This window comes from Neorhizobium sp. DAR64862/K0K3 (genome assembly GCF_050500185.1).
Lineage (GTDB): Bacteria > Pseudomonadota > Alphaproteobacteria > Rhizobiales > Rhizobiaceae > Neorhizobium > Neorhizobium soli.
The window spans coordinates 1249647-1264694 of sequence record NZ_CP191450.1; the positions used below are offsets into that span (position 1 = coordinate 1249647).

The following is a 15048-nucleotide window of genomic DNA, read 5'->3' on the forward strand; positions in this document are numbered from 1 at the left end:
CCCATGCCGAAGTTTGCCGCAAACCTGTCGATGATGTTCAACGAGCGACCGTTCCTGGAGCGGTTCGCGGCTGCGGCCACGGCTGGCTTTAGCGCCGTCGAGTATCTCTTCCCTTACGACTATCCAGCCGAGGTCGTCGCCGAGAAGCTTCGTGATGCCGGGCTAAACCAGGCCCTGTTCAACATGCCACCCGGGAATTGGACAGGCGGCGATCGGGGTCTTGCGAGCCTTTCCGACCGGCGCGAGGAGTTCGAGTCGTCGCTGGTCAAGGCAATTGCCTATGGCAAGGCGCTCGGAACGCCGCTTCTTCACATGATGGCCGGGATCGCGCCAGCGGATGATCCCACCGCTGCATCCTGCTATGTGGACAATCTGAAAAAGGCGGCCGATGCAACGGCCGAAGCCGGTATCGGTCTCGTCATCGAGCCTATCAACAAACGCGATATGCCGGGATATTTTCTCAACGACTTCAATCGCGCATTCGATCTCGTCGCCGATCTCGATCGCCCCAATGTCAGTCTGCAGTTCGACATCTATCACCGCCAGATCATGCATGGAGATGTCATCACAGCCTTGAGGCAGATGGCGCCGCGCATCGGGCATATCCAGATTGCGGCGGTTCCTACCCGGCATGAACCCATGACAGGCGAACTCAACGACCGCATGATCTTCGAAGAGATCGACGCCCTCGGCTATCAGGGTTATGTCGGCTGCGAATACCGGCCTGCGGGAGTAACCGAGGACGGACTGGGCTGGATGAGTTCGATCTGAACCCGGCTCACCCCTTTACCGAAGTATGCATCCGGCTTGCATCATCCGTCGCTCGTCAGTTCCGCCCTGATCCGTCGCTGTTCTTGCAGCGCCGTCTGGAGTTGCGTCAAGAACGCCTCGACGCCGGGCGTCATCGGGCGATCTCGACGCGTGACGATCCCGTATGATCCCATCACCGCAGGCAGCGTGACCGGGATCTCGACCAGCAGGTTATGGCGGATGTAGAAGTCCGATACGTCGCCGGGCATCACGGCCAGCATGTCGCTCTCGTGCATCAGCGCCACCATCGTCATCATTGACGAAGTTTCGACGATGTTTTGGGGACCGGACAGTCGCATTTCGGCAAAGACGGGCGCCAGAACCTTTCGCATCGGGCTTCCGGCCGGCAGAAGCGTCCAGGGCCATTCGCCGAGCTCGCGCACCGTGACGGACGACCTGCTCGCGAGCGGATGGTCCCGCCGGCCGACGACTTTCAGCGGTTCGTCGATGAGATCGACGTAATCGAAGTCGTTGCGATCGCCGAGCACGATCGGTCGTGCCAGCAGCACATCGAGGTGACCGTTCAACAGGGAGCCAACGAGCGCATCGCTTGTCCCAGCATCGATCGAGACCTGCAGGCCGGGATGCTCGCGCTTGAGCGCAGCGACAGCCTTTGCCAGCAGAAACGGAACGGCGCTGATGACAGCCCCGATCCGCAACGTGCCGGATGCGCCCGACGACAGCGAATCGAGATCCTCCCTCGTCCGGACGATTTCCATCTGCATGAGCCGCGCATGTCTGATCATCACCTCGCCATAGGGCGTTGCGCGCATGCCCCTGGAACTGCGCTCGAACAGCGGATGGCCGACGGCCGCTTCCAGATCCTGAATCAGTTTCGTCGCCGTCGGCTGCGTCATGTTGAGAGCCGACGCGGCTTTTCGCAGGCTCGCGACCTTTCCAAGCTCGACGAGAAGCAGGAGTTGCGTGCTTTTCAGATGGCGCAGGAGCGACAGCCCGCGGTCGAAACGCTCTGATGTCATTGGCGCAATCCATTTCAGCCGGCGGATGCCGTGATCGGAAAAGCCGATCACATGATCTGTATATTTCATTATTTCGGCATAGCCAGTCAACTATATTCCCGGGATGCACGGTGGAGAGGAACGCCGATCAAGGAGGTCGGTGACAACCGGGTGGATGCAAGCCTGATGAGGCCTGCGCCGACAAGTCAGGGAGGATTTGTATCTATGTCCGAAATTGAACAGCAACCCGTTGCCGCTGGCCGCGTGGAGCTAAAGGGTAAAGCGGCAACGAATGTACGATGGTACATCTTCGTCGTCGTTTTCCTGCTCGTTGTCATCAACATGGTCGACCGTACGGCTCTGTCGATCGCCATGCCCAGCATTGCCGCCGAATTCTCGCTCGGCCCCGCCATGCAGGGTCTTATCCTGAGCTCCTTCTTCTGGAGCTATGCATTGATGCAGATCCCCGGAGGCATGCTGATCGACCGCTTTGGCGCACGCTCGGTCATCACGGTGTCCACACTCGGTTGGGGTATCTTCCAGACCATTGCGGGCTTCACGACCGGCGGCATCTCGCTTCTGTTGACGCGCATCGGTCTCGGCGCGGCGGAAGCGCCTCTCTTCCCGGCCGGAGCAAAACTCAATTCGATCTGGCTTTCGAAACGGGAACGGGCACGCGGTGCCGTTTTCATGGATAGCGGTGCCCCGCTCGGGGCTGCCATCGGCGGCGTCCTGATCAGCTGGCTCATCCTTACGCTCGGAAGCTGGCGGCTTGCCTTCATCGTCGCCGGGCTCGTGACCATTCTTTTGGGCTGGCTCGCATGGCGTTACCTCCGTGACAATCCGTCCACGCATCCGGGCATCAACGCTACGGAAATGGATATCATCAACGAAGTGGGGCAACCGAAGTCCGAGGCTACGGAAAGCGAACCGACCGAAATCCTTCGCCGGTCGATCGTCAGCCTCGTGGCAGGTCGCGCCGGATGGGCGATGATCAATTTCGGTCTGCTGACCTGGGGCCCGAGCTATCTTGCGCAGGCGCGCAACTTCAACCTGAAGGAAATGGGCGGAGCGACTTTCGTCATCTTCCTCGCCGGCATGCTGGGTTCGCTCGCGAGCGGCTTTGTCGCCGACAAGATGGTGGCCGCAGGGTTTAAACGATCCGTCGTCTACAAGCTTCTTCTGGGCATCACTGGCCTCGGCGTCGCCGCCACATTCATCGCTCTGCCGCATGTGAGCAGCCCGGTTGCCGCGGTCGCGCTTCTTTCCGCCACGCTTTTCCTGCTCTACTTCGGCAGCCTTTACTGGAGCCTTCCCTCCATCCTCGCGCCTAAGAGCCGGGTCGGCGTCATCGGCGGCACAATGAATTTTGCCGGCAGTGTCAGCGGCATCATCGTCCCGATCCTGACAGGCTTCATCCTTCAATGGACCGGTGGCTCCTATGGCACCGTGCTCGGCTTCTTTGCGGGCTGCGCCGTCGTCTATGTCATCGCCACTCTCACCATCGACTTCAACGAAGGTACTCGTGAACGGAAGGGCAGCTAATTGGACGACTTTCCTCTTTGGGACGGCCCTATCGTCGATGCGCATCAGCATTTCTGGGACCCCGTCGCCAACGACCATCCCTGGCTAAAGCCGGAGGCAAAAATCCCCTTTCGGTATGGCGACTACAGCTCGATCAAGCGGCGCTATCTTCCGCCCGACTACCTGAAGGACGCGGAAGGTCACAACGTCGTGCAGACGGTCTATGTCGAGACCGAGTGGGATCCGGCCGATCCCATTGGGGAAAGCCGATACGCAACCAAGGTCGCGGATGAATTCGGGCTTCCCAATGCCATCGTCGCCCAGGCATGGCTCGATAGGCCCGATGTGGCTGATGTCCTTGCCGATCAGGCAGCGTTCGAGCTGGTGCGCAGCGTGCGTCACAAGCCGGGCGGCGCCGAAAGCGCCGCTGTTGCTGCCGATCACCGAACTCTCATGACCGACGAGACCTGGCGCAAAGGCTACGCCCTTCTCGAGACGCATGGACTGAGCTTCGATCTCCAGACGAACTGGTGGCATCTCGACGAGGCCATGCTGCTGGCACGGGATTTTCCTTCCACGACCATCATCCTCAACCACACGGGTCTGCCATCGGATCGATCCAGCGAAGGGATGAAGGGATGGCACGCGGCGATGGGCAAGTTTGCGGATATGCCCAATGTCTGCGTCAAGATTTCTGGGATCGGCCAGAAAGGGCGGCCTTGGTCAATCGAGGACAACAGCGCCATCATTACCGAAACCATTGCTATGTTCTCAGCCGAGCGGACGATGTTTGCCAGCAATTTCCCGGTCGATAGTCTATGCGGTTCATTTGACACGATCTATTCGGGCTTCAAGGACGTGGCGGCACGCTATTCCCTGAGAGATCAGGCAAAACTCTTTGCGGGGACTGCGCGCAAATACTACCGGCTGCCGATGGCGAACGAAGCCGGCATGACCGGCACCGCGCCTGAGGTCGCCCGGACGGCTCTCTTTGGGTAGCACGCAGTCGAAGGCTGAATAGACCTGGCTGCGATCGCGAATCGCCGATCGGGACCTGACTCTAAGGTTGCTGCTGTGCTATCCGCATGACGGTTTCCGGTGCCGATCAGCCTAAGTTCTCTAAAAAAAATCTCGTGATCCGTTCAAACTCGTGTTCGCAAACGCGAGTGAGAACAGTCGAGCTATGGCCTAAATCAAGAGCAAATCGATTAGATCAAGCTGATTGCTCGTATCGCCGCGCGAACCCTCCTGTCCGCAAAATTTTGTATACAAAATTCTGAAGACTTGATGTGTGCTAATAGATGGCCTATGATTTTCCTCGGATGGAGGAGATTATGGCGTCAGGACGAAGCCCAAAATCAGTCGGACTTGCGCCCGCAAAGGCCGTCTCGGCGAGGCCCAGCCGCCACGATCAGAGTGGCTTCAGCACGCTCGCTTCTTTCTCATTCGAATTCAAAGAACTGCCCGACATCACGAGATCGCAGCCGGCGTCTGCCTGGCCGCTCATTGCCGGGTCGATCTCACGAGGTGCGCCGAGGACGCAGTTCGCTGCCGCTTCGTGAACACGAAGACCGATCGGCTGTAGGCAAACCTGCAGCCATTTCATCTAAAGGAGGAATAAGATGAAGAAGCTATCCGTAGGATTGACATTTGCGGCCGCGGTCGTGCTGGCGGGACAGGCGCTTGCCTTTGAACCGACACGCCCCGTCGAGTTCGTCGTCGCATCCGGCCCTGGCGGCGGCACCGACAACTTTGCCCGCACCATCCAGTCGATCATCGCCAAGCACAAGCTGATGGAAAAATCGATGGTGGTCCTCAACAAGGGCGGAGGCAGCGGTGCGGAAGCGTTCCTCTACGCTCGCAAGAATGAAGGCGATCCGAACAAGCTCTACTTCGGAACCAACAACGCCTATCTCCTGCCGCATGTCGCAAAGCTCGCCTATTCGATGGAGGACCTGCGTCCCGTCGCAGCGCTCGCATTCGACGAATTTCTGATCTGGGTGAAGGGCGATTCCGAATACGCGACGCCGACGGATCTCATCGAAGCCGCGAAAGCTGCGCCGAACAAGCTTTCCTTCGCCGGCAGCCAGTCGAAGGACACGGATGAAACCCTGGTCGCTCTGATCGAGCAGACGACGGGCACCAATTTCAAGTATCTGCCCTTTAATGGCGGTGGCGAAGTCGGCGTTCAGCTGGCCGGCGGCCATGTCGCTGCCAACGTCAACAATCCGAACGAGAATGTAGGCCAGTGGCAGGCGGGCGCGATCAAGCCGCTTTGCGTCTTCTCCGACAAGCCGATGGCCAAGAGCGATCCGGTCCATGACGGCAAGGGCTGGGGCGACATCCCGACCTGCGCCTCGAGCGGCGTCAACATTCCGTCCTACAAGATGCCCCGCACGGTCTGGACCGCTGCCGGAACGCCTGATGACGCGGTCGCCTACTACAGCGACGTTCTGAAGAAGGTCAGCGAGACTCCGGAATGGGCTGACTATCTCCGCAAGACCTCGCAGACCGGCGATTTCATGGCGGGTCAGAAGCTGCAGGACTTCATTGTGACCAGCGAGAAGAACGCCGTCGGTGTCTTCGAGGCCGAAGGTTGGCTGGTTAAGTAAAGTCCTGACGCCAATGCGATTTTAGGTCCGGCATGTTCGTGCCGGATCTTTCGATCGAGGGAAATCAATCATGCGCATCAAGCGACTCCATGTCGAGATCGTCACCGCCATCACTCTTGCCGCCGTCGGCGCGCTGGGTGCGACAGGTGCCCTGGAACTCGGCGTCAGCTGGAGTGAATCCGGCCCCATGCCGGGCTACTTTCCGTTTTATGTCGGCATCATCCTGATCGTTGCGGCTTTTGCCAGTGCGGCCCAGGCCATTTTCAGGTTGAAAATGGGCAGCGAGGAGATGCGCGAGACGTTCCTTGAACCGGAGCAGACGCGACGGGTTCTTTCCTTCCTTCTGCCGATGATCGTCTTCGTCATCGTGACGGTCTTTCTCGGCACCTATATCGGGACCGCGCTGTATCTCTTCTACGTCGCCTGGCGCAACGGCGGCTACAAGCCTTGGATCGCGATCCTGATCGGTATTGCCTTCTCCATCGCGCTTTATTTCGTCTTCGAAAAAGCGTTCCAGGTGCCGCTGCATAAGGGCCCGATCGAAGAAATGCTCGGCATTTACTAAGCACCCGGAGCTTGATCATGGAAAATTTTGAACTGCTTATGGGTGGCTTTGCGACGGCACTTACGCCGATGCACATCACCCTGATGATCGTCGGCGTCCTTCTCGGGCTGATCGTCGGCGTCCTCCCCGGCCTCGGGGCTCCGAACGGCGTATCGCTTCTCATTCCGCTGACCTTCACGATGGACCCCGTCTCGGCGATCATCCTGCTGGCGTCGATGTATTGGGGCGCGCTGTTCGGCGGCTCGACGACGTCGATCCTCTTCAACATTCCCGGCGAGCCGAGTTCGGTGGCGACCACATTCGATGGTTATCCGATGGCGCGATCCGGGCAGTCGACCCGCGCGCTCACGCTTGCCTTCATGTCGGCGGGCATCGGCGCCTTCGTCGGTATCGTCGTCATCACGCTTCTGTCCACCTGGGCGGCCCGCTTCGCGCTTCGCTTCGGCGCGGCTGAATATTTCGCCGTCTACTTCCTCGCATTCTGCGCTTTTGTCGGCATGGGCAGTGCCTCTCCGATCAAGACGGCCGTCTCGCTTAGCCTCGGCCTCCTTCTATCCACTGTCGGCATGGATACCGTTACCGGATCGCTTCGCCTGACATTCGGCATCGAAGCACTTTTGAGCGGCGTCAGCTTCCTGGTCGTCGTCATCGGTCTGTTCGGGATCGGCGAACTTCTGGCAACTGTTCAGGACGGGCTGAAATTCCGCGGCGTAGCTTCCCGTATCGATCCGCGCGACGTCTTCAAGACCATGCTGGAGCTGCCGAAATACTTCACCACGATCGTGCGCTCGTCTGCCGTCGGGATCTGGATGGGCATCACGCCCGGTGGCCCGACCGCAGCATCGTTCATGAGCTATGGTCTCGCACGCCAGTGGTCGAAGCCGGGCGAAAAGTTTGGTACCGGTCGTCCGGAAGGTATCGTTGCACCGGAAACCGCCGACCATTCGGCCGGCACCTGCGCCATGCTGCCGATGCTTGCCCTAGGCGTTCCAAGCTCTGCAACAGCCGCCGTAATGATGGGCGGCCTGATGATATGGGGCCTGACGCCCGGCCCGATGCTGTTCACCACACAGCCGGACTTCGTCTGGGGCCTGATCGCCAGCATGTATATCTCCAACTTCGTCGGTGTCATCCTGGTTCTGTTGACGGTACCGTTCTTCGCCGCCCTGCTTCGCATCCCGTTTTCGATCATCGGACCGATGATCGTGGCGATCTGCTTTGTTGGCGCCTATACGGTGGCGAACTCGACCTCCGACCTCTGGCTCGTGCTGATCTTCGGCGTCGTCGGTTTCGTCTTCAACAAGCTGGAATTTCCGCTGGCACCATTGGTTCTCGCCATGGTTCTCGGCAGCAAGGCGGAAAGCTCGTTCCACCAGTCGATGATCGCCTCCGACGGATCGCTCGGGATCTTCTTCTCGAACTATCTGGTCGGCTCGATCATGACAGTGGCACTCGCGCTTCTCATCATTCCGCAGAGCCTGAAGTTCATCAAGTACCTCAGAAGCCACAAGAACGTGGACGCGGCGGCATAAGCCGCGCCCACGCCTTTTTCGTTTCGGTTTAGGAGGGGAACACCATGAACTATCACACCTATTTCGGCAGAGAGTCCGCCCCGGTGGAATGCTGCATCGTCGGCACCGGCGGCTTCGGCCGCAGCTTCATCGCGCAGAGTTTGAAGACGCCACTGATCAGCACCCGCGTTGCGGTCGATCTGAAGGCGCAAACCGCGACAGACGTTCTGCGGGGCCTTGGGATCGATCCGTCCAGGATTGCCCAATGCGCAACCGCGAGCGAGGCGAAGACGGCCTGGGAGAACGGTCAGTATATCGCGGCGGGAGACCTTTCCGTCGTCCTCGACCTTCCGATCTCCGTGGTTGTCGAAGCCACCGGTCACCCTGAAGCGGGTGCCAAGCACTGCCGACTTGCGATCGATGCCGGCAAGCATGTCGCGCTCGTCTCCAAGGAAGTCGATAGCGTCGTCGGTCCCGGCCTTGCGCTTCGCGCCCGCAACAACAATGTCATCGTGACGCCGGTCGATGGCGATCAGCCGAGCCTGTTGATGGGTCTGGTCACCTGGGCCGAAGTGCTCGGCCTGGATATCATCGCCGCCGGCAAGGCCAGCGAATACGATTTCGTCTATGACCCAAAACAGAAGACATTGAGCTCGAACGGCAAGACCGCGTCTGCACCTGATTTCGGCGACTGGATCGAACCGGCTTCGCTTGACCTGGCGACCATCGCGGCAAGACGATCGGAAATCGCAGCGGAGTTTCCGCAGCGGGCAGTTCCGGACTTGTGTGAAATGACGCTGGTTGCCAATGCCACGGGCTTTCTGGTCGACCGGGCCGACCTGCATGTTCCGATCGCGCGGATCACCGAAGTTGCCGATTTCTTTTCCGAGCGTTCGAGCGGGGGATTGCTCGGCGCGCCAAAGGTGCTCGACGTCTTCCACTGCCTGCGGCTTCCCGGCGAATTGAGCTTTGCCGGCGGCGTCTTCGTGACGGTGCGTTGCGACGACGCGGAGACTTGGCAGATGCTGGCGGAAAAAGGCCATGTCGTGAGCCGCAAGGGCGATGTCGCCATGCTCTACATTCCACGCCATCTTCTGGGCGTCGAGGCTGCAACGAGCATTCTGGAAGTGGGACTGCGCGGCGTCTCCAGTGGTGCGGCCGAGCCGCGGCCGGTGATCGACCTCGTCGCGCATGCGGATGCAGATATCGAAGCCGGAACAGTTCTGACGGCAAGCGGCCACCATCACTCGATCGTCAACGTTTATGCGCGGATGATCCCGGCCGGCCCGCTCTCGGATGACAGGGCCGTTCCCTTCTACCTGGCAGCCAATCGCACCCTAAAGAGAGCGGTCAGGGCGGGCCAGCCGATCCTTTGCGGCGACGTCGAACTTGATGAGACCTCGGCATTGCTCGAACTGCGGCGCGAGCAGGACAAGGCATTCTTCTAAGCCTCCCAAGGCAATGCGCGGCCGGCGCGAACGCTGGCCGCGCGCTCTCAAAGGCCCTGTGGCCGAACTCGCGTCGAGGATAAGCCTTGCTCTCCTATATCCTCGTCTGCGCCATAGGCTTTGTCGCCGGTTGCCTGAGCGGGGTGATCGGCACCGGCGCCAGCCTCATTCTCCTGCCCGTCCTTGTTCCGATGTTTGACCCTGCTCGCGCCATTCCGGTCATGGCGATCGCCGGGCTGATGGCGAATGCCGCGCGTGTGATGGCTTGGCACAGGCATGTCAATTGGCGGGCCGTTCTCGCTTATGCGCTCCCCGGCATGCCGGCAGCGTCGCTGGGCGCTGTCAGCCTGGTCCATTTGCCGGCAGCCGTCAGCGGCACCCTGCTCGGCCTCTTCATCATGTTGCTTGTCCCGTTTCGGCGATACATTCGCCACCGCAACATGTCCATCGGTCTCGGTGGAATGGCGATCGCCGGTGCCGTCGTCGGGTTTCTGACCGGGATGTTTCTGTCCACCGGTCCACTCAGCATTCCAGCCTTCCTGGCCTTCGGGCTGACCAAGGGCGCCTTCCTGTCGACGGAAGCGGCGGCATCGATTTTCGTCCAGGCCGCAAAGGTTTTCACGTTCTATCAGGCAGGTGCGCTGACCCATGATCTCGCGATCAGCGGTCTCGTGATTGGTTCGTCACTGATGGCCGGAACGTTCTTTGCCAAACGGTATGTCCTCAGCATGTCCGAGCGCAAGTTTGGCCTCTTGATGGATGCCATTACCCTGGCATCCGGCCTGTGGCTCACATGTGTCGGTCTGTTCGGCTGAAACCGAACAGACCTTCTCAGGGCCAGCCGCGGCTGGCGATAAAGCCGGCAGCAAGCTGCGCCACCATGGACAGCGATACAGCGCCAGCATCCGGATGGCCGATGCTCTTTTCCGCAAGCGGACGAGCACGCCCGAGCCGCGGCGTCAGTGCAGCTGTTGCTTCGGCAGCCGCGCTCGAAGCGTCGGCTGCAGCCTTGAAGGCTTCCGGCAGGGACTTGCCGGCCGCGGTCTTCTCCGTCAGCGTCTCGACGAACGGAATAAGCGAATCCACGAGCGTCTTGTCGCCGATACGGGCGCGGCCGAGACTGGTGACGGCATCGAGCGCCCTGCGCGCGCCTTCGGCAATCGCCGCTTCATCAGGCACGTCGTTATCGCTCAGTGCGCTGCTCCACGACCGCAGCAACAATCCCCAGATCGCGCCTGATGTGCCGCCGGCACGGTCAGCCCAGGCATCGCCGCCCAGCGCAAGCGTCGTCTGCGCGCCGGCGCCAGCCGATACGGCAGCGGCCATCGCCTTAGCAGCGGCATCGGAACCACGCTGCATTCCCTGCCCATGGTCGCCGTCGCCGGCAATCGCATCGATGCGTCCAAGCTCGGATTCCTTGTCCGTGAGCATGGCGGCAATCCTGGCAAACAGATCCGAGATGCAGGCGGCCGACTTTCGCGACGCTTCGGATGCCGCCGGGATGACCGGAGCAGCTTCCTCATCGGTGATGACATCGGTGCGCAATTCAGCGACTTCAGGCCGTCCGCGACGAAATGCCGGCGCATCGCAGGGTGCCGCCCAATAGCGCTCAAGCTCTTCATCGAGCCAAGTCAGCGTCAGCGAGCAACCCTGCATGTCGAGGCTGGTGACGAATTCCCCGGCTTCCGGCAGGACGATCTGAAGGTCGGACCCGGTGAGTTTCTTCTGGACGGCGGTCCACAGCACGAAGAGTTCTTCGTATTTCGTCGAACCGAGACCGTTGAGAATGGCCGCGACGCGCGTGCAGCCCTGCGGCCTTTCGGCCAGCAGTTTGTCCGTGAGAACATCCGCGAGGTCCGTCGCGCTCGCGATATCCTGCTCGCTAATGCCAGGTTCGCCGTGAATGCCGAGGCCGAGAGCCATCCGGCCTTTCGGGACCGTGAACAACGGCTGCTTTGCACCTGGAAGGGTGCAGCCTGCAAAGGCGACGCCGAACGAAACCGTGCGTTCATTGGCATGCCGGGCGATACGCTCCACCTCGTCAAGCGAAAGCCCCGCTTCCGCCGCCGCTCCCGCTATCTTGAAGACCATGAGGTCGCCGGCGATGCCGCGGCGCTTGGCGTGTTCGTCAGCCGACGCACTCGCAACGTCATCGGTCACGGCAATGATGCGCACATCGATGCCTTCGGCACGAAGACGCTCTGCAGCGACCCCGAAATTCAGCACGTCGCCTGCATAATTGCCGAAGCCGAGAATGATGCCGCCGCCATTGTCGGCATGGCGGCAGACACGTGCAACCGCTGCCGTCGATGGAGACGCAAACACGTCACCTGCAACCGCTGCATCGGCCATACCCTGGCCGACATAGCCCGCGAAAGCCGGATAATGACCCGAGCCGCCGCCGACAACCACCGACACCTTGCCATCAGGCACTTTCGTGGCTCGCACGACACCGTTGGTGATGAGGCGTACGTGGTTGGGATAGATCTGACAAAAGCCGGCAAGCGCAGTCGAGGCGAATTCGTCTGGGGCATCAAAGATCGTCGTCATTTAAGCGGTCCTCAATTACGCGGCAGAATGCGCCGGAGATAGTCGCGGTTGGTCGCGCTGACGGAAAGGCCGTCGCCACCATAATGCTCGCACAGGAACGGGCTGTTGAAGCCGTGTTCCAGCGCAAGCTTGATTGCTGTGCGATAGTTGATCAAGCCGGATTCGAGCGGAACTGGGTGGCTGGCGATCAGGCCCGCATGCTCGTCCTCGATCCGCATGTAGTTCTTGACGTGCCAGTATTTGGCGAAAGGCGCGACTTTCGTCATCATCTGTAGCCAGTGCTCGACCGGCCGATGGAGACGGATGAGATTGCCGAGATCGGCGTTGATGCCGACATTGGCCAGATCGACTTCCTCGACGAAGCGGACAGAACTGTCCGCCGTTCCGAGATACGTGTCCTCGTACATTTCGAGGGAAACCTCGATCCCGACTTCTGCGGCGTGCCTGCCGAGTTCGGCAACGCGGGCCACCGCCTTGTTCCACGTCGCGGGATCATCGGGGTTTTTGGCACCCTGTTCGGTCCAGAACCACAACGTGCTTTTCTGCTTGTCCGTCAGCGGCTCGAAAAAGCCGAAGGAAACGCTCTGCGCGCCGATCTCGGCGGCAGTCTCGATGACGCGGTGGCTGTAGGCGAGGTAATCGTCGCCGTGTTTCTCGTCGATGACGCTGCGCCGCGATGTCGATATCGCCGGGATGGTCATGCCTGCATCTTTCACGACCTCGCAGAACGCACGACGGCGATCAGCCGAAAGATCGGCGACGCGGAGCCAGCTGTCCGTGGGATCGAGTTCGGTAAAGCCTGCATCTGCGACTTCGCCGACAGTCTTGGCCCATTCCTCGACGGTCTGATCCTGAACCGAACGACCGTCCGGCAACATATTGGGGTATTGAATCATTGCGGCCGCGATCGGCCAGGTCTCACGCGTCCACTTGGGAGCTGAACTTGTCATTGTCGTCCTCCAACCGCGACGCCACCGCGCTCTTGATGGCACAGGGAAGCCGCACACTCTGACATTTGGCAGCCGGCGTTCAAGCCGACCGACATGCGCCAAGCCCGCGTCCTCTCGGGCTGAGATGACCGGCCATTCACGGCCGGTCATTTATGATCAAGTGATCACGCGGCCTGTGCTGCCAGGCGCTGGCGCTTTGCCATACGAGTCGCAAGCATGATCGCTTCACGGGTCGCGCCGATATCGGCTATTCCCTTGCCTGCGATGTCATAGGCCGTGCCATGAGCCGGCGTGCAAAGCGGGAATGGCAGGCCACCCATCATCGTCACGCCCTTGTCGAAGCCAATCAGCTTCATGGCGATCTGACCTTGGTCATGATACATGGTGAGGACGGCGTGATAGCCTTCCTTCATGGCGCGAAGAAACACGGTATCGGCCGGGAACGGACCCTCGACGCCGTAACCGCGCGCCTTTGCTTCGGCAACGGCGGGTTCAATAATCTCGATTTCTTCCATTCCGAAGCTGCCGCCATCGCCCGCATGCGGGTTGAGACCGGCGACCGCGACGCGCGGCTCATCGATACCGGCGGCCCTCAGGCAAGAAACAGTCAGTTCGAGTTCCGACAGAAGCCGGTCCACGGACAGGTTGGCAGCCACTTCCTTGAGCGGGATGTGCGAGCTGACACGTGCGTTCCAGATCTTTTCGAGAACGTTGAACTCGCGGATCTTGCCGGTGAACGACAGAACGTCCGAGACGAAACGGATTTCGTCATCGTAGCCCGGATAGGCAAAGCGCATCGCCTTCTTGTTGAACGGCGTGAAGCAGACCGCATCGGCCTTTCCGGCATGGGCGAGCTCAAGGGCGGTGCGGAAGTTGCGCGTGGCGAACGTGCCGCCGGCCAGCGTCGCTTCGCCGCGCTCCACCTCTTCCGGAGCGAGATGGCCCAAATCGATAAATGCGTGCTTCGAGCGATCGAGACCCGAAAGATCATCGAGCGAAGCCGAGATCAGATCTGGCTGAACGCCTGCTTCCTGCGCGCCCTTATCGAGAATGCGCCGATCGCCGATCACAACGATATAGGCCTGCTCTCTGATGTCATCCAAAGCCAGAAGCTGTGCGGTCAGTTCGGGGCTGATACCGGCCGGGTCTCCCATCGCAAGCGCAATGGTTGGACGGCTATCGTGATGCTGGGTGATATCCATGGGTCAATTCTCCTACCTCGGTGAGGACGTTTCTAAGCCATCCGGAATCGCAGGACAAGTCTTTTGCATTTTGTATGCAGCATTTTTACGTTTGGTGCCGTTCGGGTTCTGGTATAATCCTGGCGAGACGCTTTGATCATCACGGCGGTCCAGAAATCGAGCTTTCAAAATGAGTGATACACTGCCCGAATCGCCTGTCTCGCCATCCGGCCCCATCCGGCGGACGGCCTTGCACGACACGCTCGTCACTCGGTTGCGCGACATGATCATCGAGGGAGAGCTTGCCCCCGGTTCGCGGATGCACGAAAGCCAGCTCGGCGAACAGCTGGGCGTTTCGCGCACGCCGCTGCGGGAAGCGATCAAGTACCTTGCCAGCGAAGGGCTCGTCGAACTCATTCCAAGCCGCGGCGCGATCGTCAAAAGGTTCAGCGGCAAGGATGTGCACGACATGCTCATCGTTCTGAAGAACCTGGAGGAGCTTGCCGGAAGCCTTGCCTGCGAGACCGCGACGGATGACGATATCGCCCGGGTCAGGCAACTGCATGACGAGATGCGGGCCTGCTACGACGTGAAGGATCGCCTGCGCTACTACAAGCTCAACCAGGCCATCCATACCGAAATCTGTCGGATCGCGGACAACCAAGCACTTAGCAGCGTTCAAGCGCAACTGCAGTCGCGCTTGAAGAGAATCCGGTTCATCGGCCACGAGGGTCCGGACAAGTGGTCGGCGGCCATGGCCGAGCATGAGGAGATGATCGTCGCGCTCGAAGCGCGGGACGGAGAAACCTTGTCCAAGGTATTGGGGCTTCATTTGCTCAATGCGTGGCAGCGCGTCAAAGACGCGATATAGCGCAAGTCGAAATCTCCAGAGCCAACATGGCTGCCACAAAATCACATCCATAATGTTGATTATAACA

Annotated in this window: 13 protein-coding genes; 9 read left to right on the top strand and 4 right to left on the bottom strand. The window is 60.3% G+C overall.

What is annotated here, in order from left to right; translation table 11 throughout:
* Positions 1-3: 3 nt before the first annotated feature.
* The gene (gene otnI, locus ACQY1L_RS22600; protein WP_062576584.1) at positions 4-771 is read left to right on the top strand and encodes a 2-oxo-tetronate isomerase; all 768 of its coding nucleotides are present in this window, start codon (positions 4-6) and stop codon (positions 769-771) included.
* A 41-nt stretch (positions 772-812) separates the two neighbouring features.
* Here the strand turns inward: otnI and ACQY1L_RS22605 are convergent, their stop codons facing one another.
* Entirely contained in the window at positions 813-1859 is a 1047-nt protein-coding gene (locus ACQY1L_RS22605) for a LysR family transcriptional regulator (RefSeq protein ID WP_062458703.1), read from the bottom strand.
* Between the two features lie 135 nt (positions 1860-1994).
* Between ACQY1L_RS22605 and ACQY1L_RS22610 the strand changes: the two genes are divergently transcribed.
* The 7 genes from ACQY1L_RS22610 to ACQY1L_RS22640 all read left to right on the top strand — a co-directional run bounded on the left by ACQY1L_RS22610 (position 1995) and on the right by ACQY1L_RS22640 (position 10244).
* Positions 1995-3314 (top strand): MFS transporter, encoded by a 1320-nt coding sequence (locus ACQY1L_RS22610; RefSeq protein WP_062458697.1) that lies wholly within the window; start codon positions 1995-1997, stop codon positions 3312-3314.
* Positions 3315-4292, top strand: a complete 978-nt coding sequence (locus ACQY1L_RS22615; RefSeq protein WP_113110112.1) for an amidohydrolase family protein — start codon at positions 3315-3317, stop codon at positions 4290-4292. It abuts the gene before it with no gap.
* Positions 4293-4915: 623 nt separating this feature from the next.
* The gene (locus tag ACQY1L_RS22620) at positions 4916-5905 is read left to right on the top strand and encodes a Bug family tripartite tricarboxylate transporter substrate binding protein (RefSeq protein ID WP_430244704.1); all 990 of its coding nucleotides are present in this window, start codon (positions 4916-4918) and stop codon (positions 5903-5905) included.
* A gap of 70 nt (positions 5906-5975) precedes the next feature.
* Complete coding sequence (locus ACQY1L_RS22625; protein WP_430244706.1) at positions 5976-6470, top strand: tripartite tricarboxylate transporter TctB family protein; 495 nt, start codon at positions 5976-5978, stop codon at positions 6468-6470.
* 17 nt (positions 6471-6487) lie between these two features.
* The gene (locus tag ACQY1L_RS22630; protein WP_062458682.1) at positions 6488-8002 is read left to right on the top strand and encodes a tripartite tricarboxylate transporter permease; all 1515 of its coding nucleotides are present in this window, start codon (positions 6488-6490) and stop codon (positions 8000-8002) included.
* A 44-nt stretch (positions 8003-8046) separates the two neighbouring features.
* A complete protein-coding gene (locus ACQY1L_RS22635; RefSeq protein ID WP_430244708.1) occupies positions 8047-9429 on the top strand; it encodes an NAD(P)H-dependent oxidoreductase in 1383 nt (460 codons plus the stop codon).
* Between the two features lie 86 nt (positions 9430-9515).
* Positions 9516-10244: a sulfite exporter TauE/SafE family protein gene (locus tag ACQY1L_RS22640; protein WP_430244710.1), complete on the top strand. Its 729-nt coding sequence runs from the start codon at positions 9516-9518 to the stop codon at positions 10242-10244.
* Positions 10245-10260: 16 nt separating this feature from the next.
* Here ACQY1L_RS22640 and ACQY1L_RS22645 read toward each other — a convergent pair whose 3' ends face one another.
* The 3 genes from ACQY1L_RS22645 to ACQY1L_RS22655 all read right to left on the bottom strand — a co-directional run bounded on the left by ACQY1L_RS22645 (position 10261) and on the right by ACQY1L_RS22655 (position 14131).
* Complete coding sequence (locus ACQY1L_RS22645) at positions 10261-11979, bottom strand: dihydroxyacetone kinase family protein (protein WP_430244712.1); 1719 nt, start codon at positions 11977-11979, stop codon at positions 10261-10263.
* A gap of 11 nt (positions 11980-11990) precedes the next feature.
* Complete coding sequence (locus ACQY1L_RS22650) at positions 11991-12929, bottom strand: sugar phosphate isomerase/epimerase family protein (protein WP_430244714.1); 939 nt, start codon at positions 12927-12929, stop codon at positions 11991-11993.
* Positions 12930-13093: 164 nt separating this feature from the next.
* The gene (locus tag ACQY1L_RS22655) at positions 13094-14131 is read right to left on the bottom strand and encodes a 4-hydroxythreonine-4-phosphate dehydrogenase PdxA (protein WP_430244716.1); all 1038 of its coding nucleotides are present in this window, start codon (positions 14129-14131) and stop codon (positions 13094-13096) included.
* Between the two features lie 169 nt (positions 14132-14300).
* Between ACQY1L_RS22655 and ACQY1L_RS22660 the strand changes: the two genes are divergently transcribed.
* Positions 14301-14981: a GntR family transcriptional regulator gene (locus tag ACQY1L_RS22660; RefSeq protein ID WP_092664351.1), complete on the top strand. Its 681-nt coding sequence runs from the start codon at positions 14301-14303 to the stop codon at positions 14979-14981.
* Positions 14982-15048: the final 67 nt, after the last annotated feature.

Coding starts and splice junctions, on each gene's coding strand:
- otnI (WP_062576584.1), top strand. CDS start 4: ATGCCGAAGTTTGCCGCAAACCTGTCGATGATGTTCAACGAGCGACCG.
- ACQY1L_RS22605 (WP_062458703.1), bottom strand. CDS start 1,859: ATGAAATATACAGATCATGTGATCGGCTTTTCCGATCACGGCATCCGC.
- ACQY1L_RS22610 (WP_062458697.1), top strand. CDS start 1,995: ATGTCCGAAATTGAACAGCAACCCGTTGCCGCTGGCCGCGTGGAGCTA.
- ACQY1L_RS22620 (WP_430244704.1), top strand. CDS start 4,916: ATGAAGAAGCTATCCGTAGGATTGACATTTGCGGCCGCGGTCGTGCTG.
- ACQY1L_RS22625 (WP_430244706.1), top strand. CDS start 5,976: ATGCGCATCAAGCGACTCCATGTCGAGATCGTCACCGCCATCACTCTT.
- ACQY1L_RS22630 (WP_062458682.1), top strand. CDS start 6,488: ATGGAAAATTTTGAACTGCTTATGGGTGGCTTTGCGACGGCACTTACG.
- ACQY1L_RS22635 (WP_430244708.1), top strand. CDS start 8,047: ATGAACTATCACACCTATTTCGGCAGAGAGTCCGCCCCGGTGGAATGC.
- ACQY1L_RS22645 (WP_430244712.1), bottom strand. CDS start 11,979: ATGACGACGATCTTTGATGCCCCAGACGAATTCGCCTCGACTGCGCTT.
- ACQY1L_RS22650 (WP_430244714.1), bottom strand. CDS start 12,929: ATGACAAGTTCAGCTCCCAAGTGGACGCGTGAGACCTGGCCGATCGCG.
- ACQY1L_RS22655 (WP_430244716.1), bottom strand. CDS start 14,131: ATGGATATCACCCAGCATCACGATAGCCGTCCAACCATTGCGCTTGCG.
- ACQY1L_RS22660 (WP_092664351.1), top strand. CDS start 14,301: ATGAGTGATACACTGCCCGAATCGCCTGTCTCGCCATCCGGCCCCATC.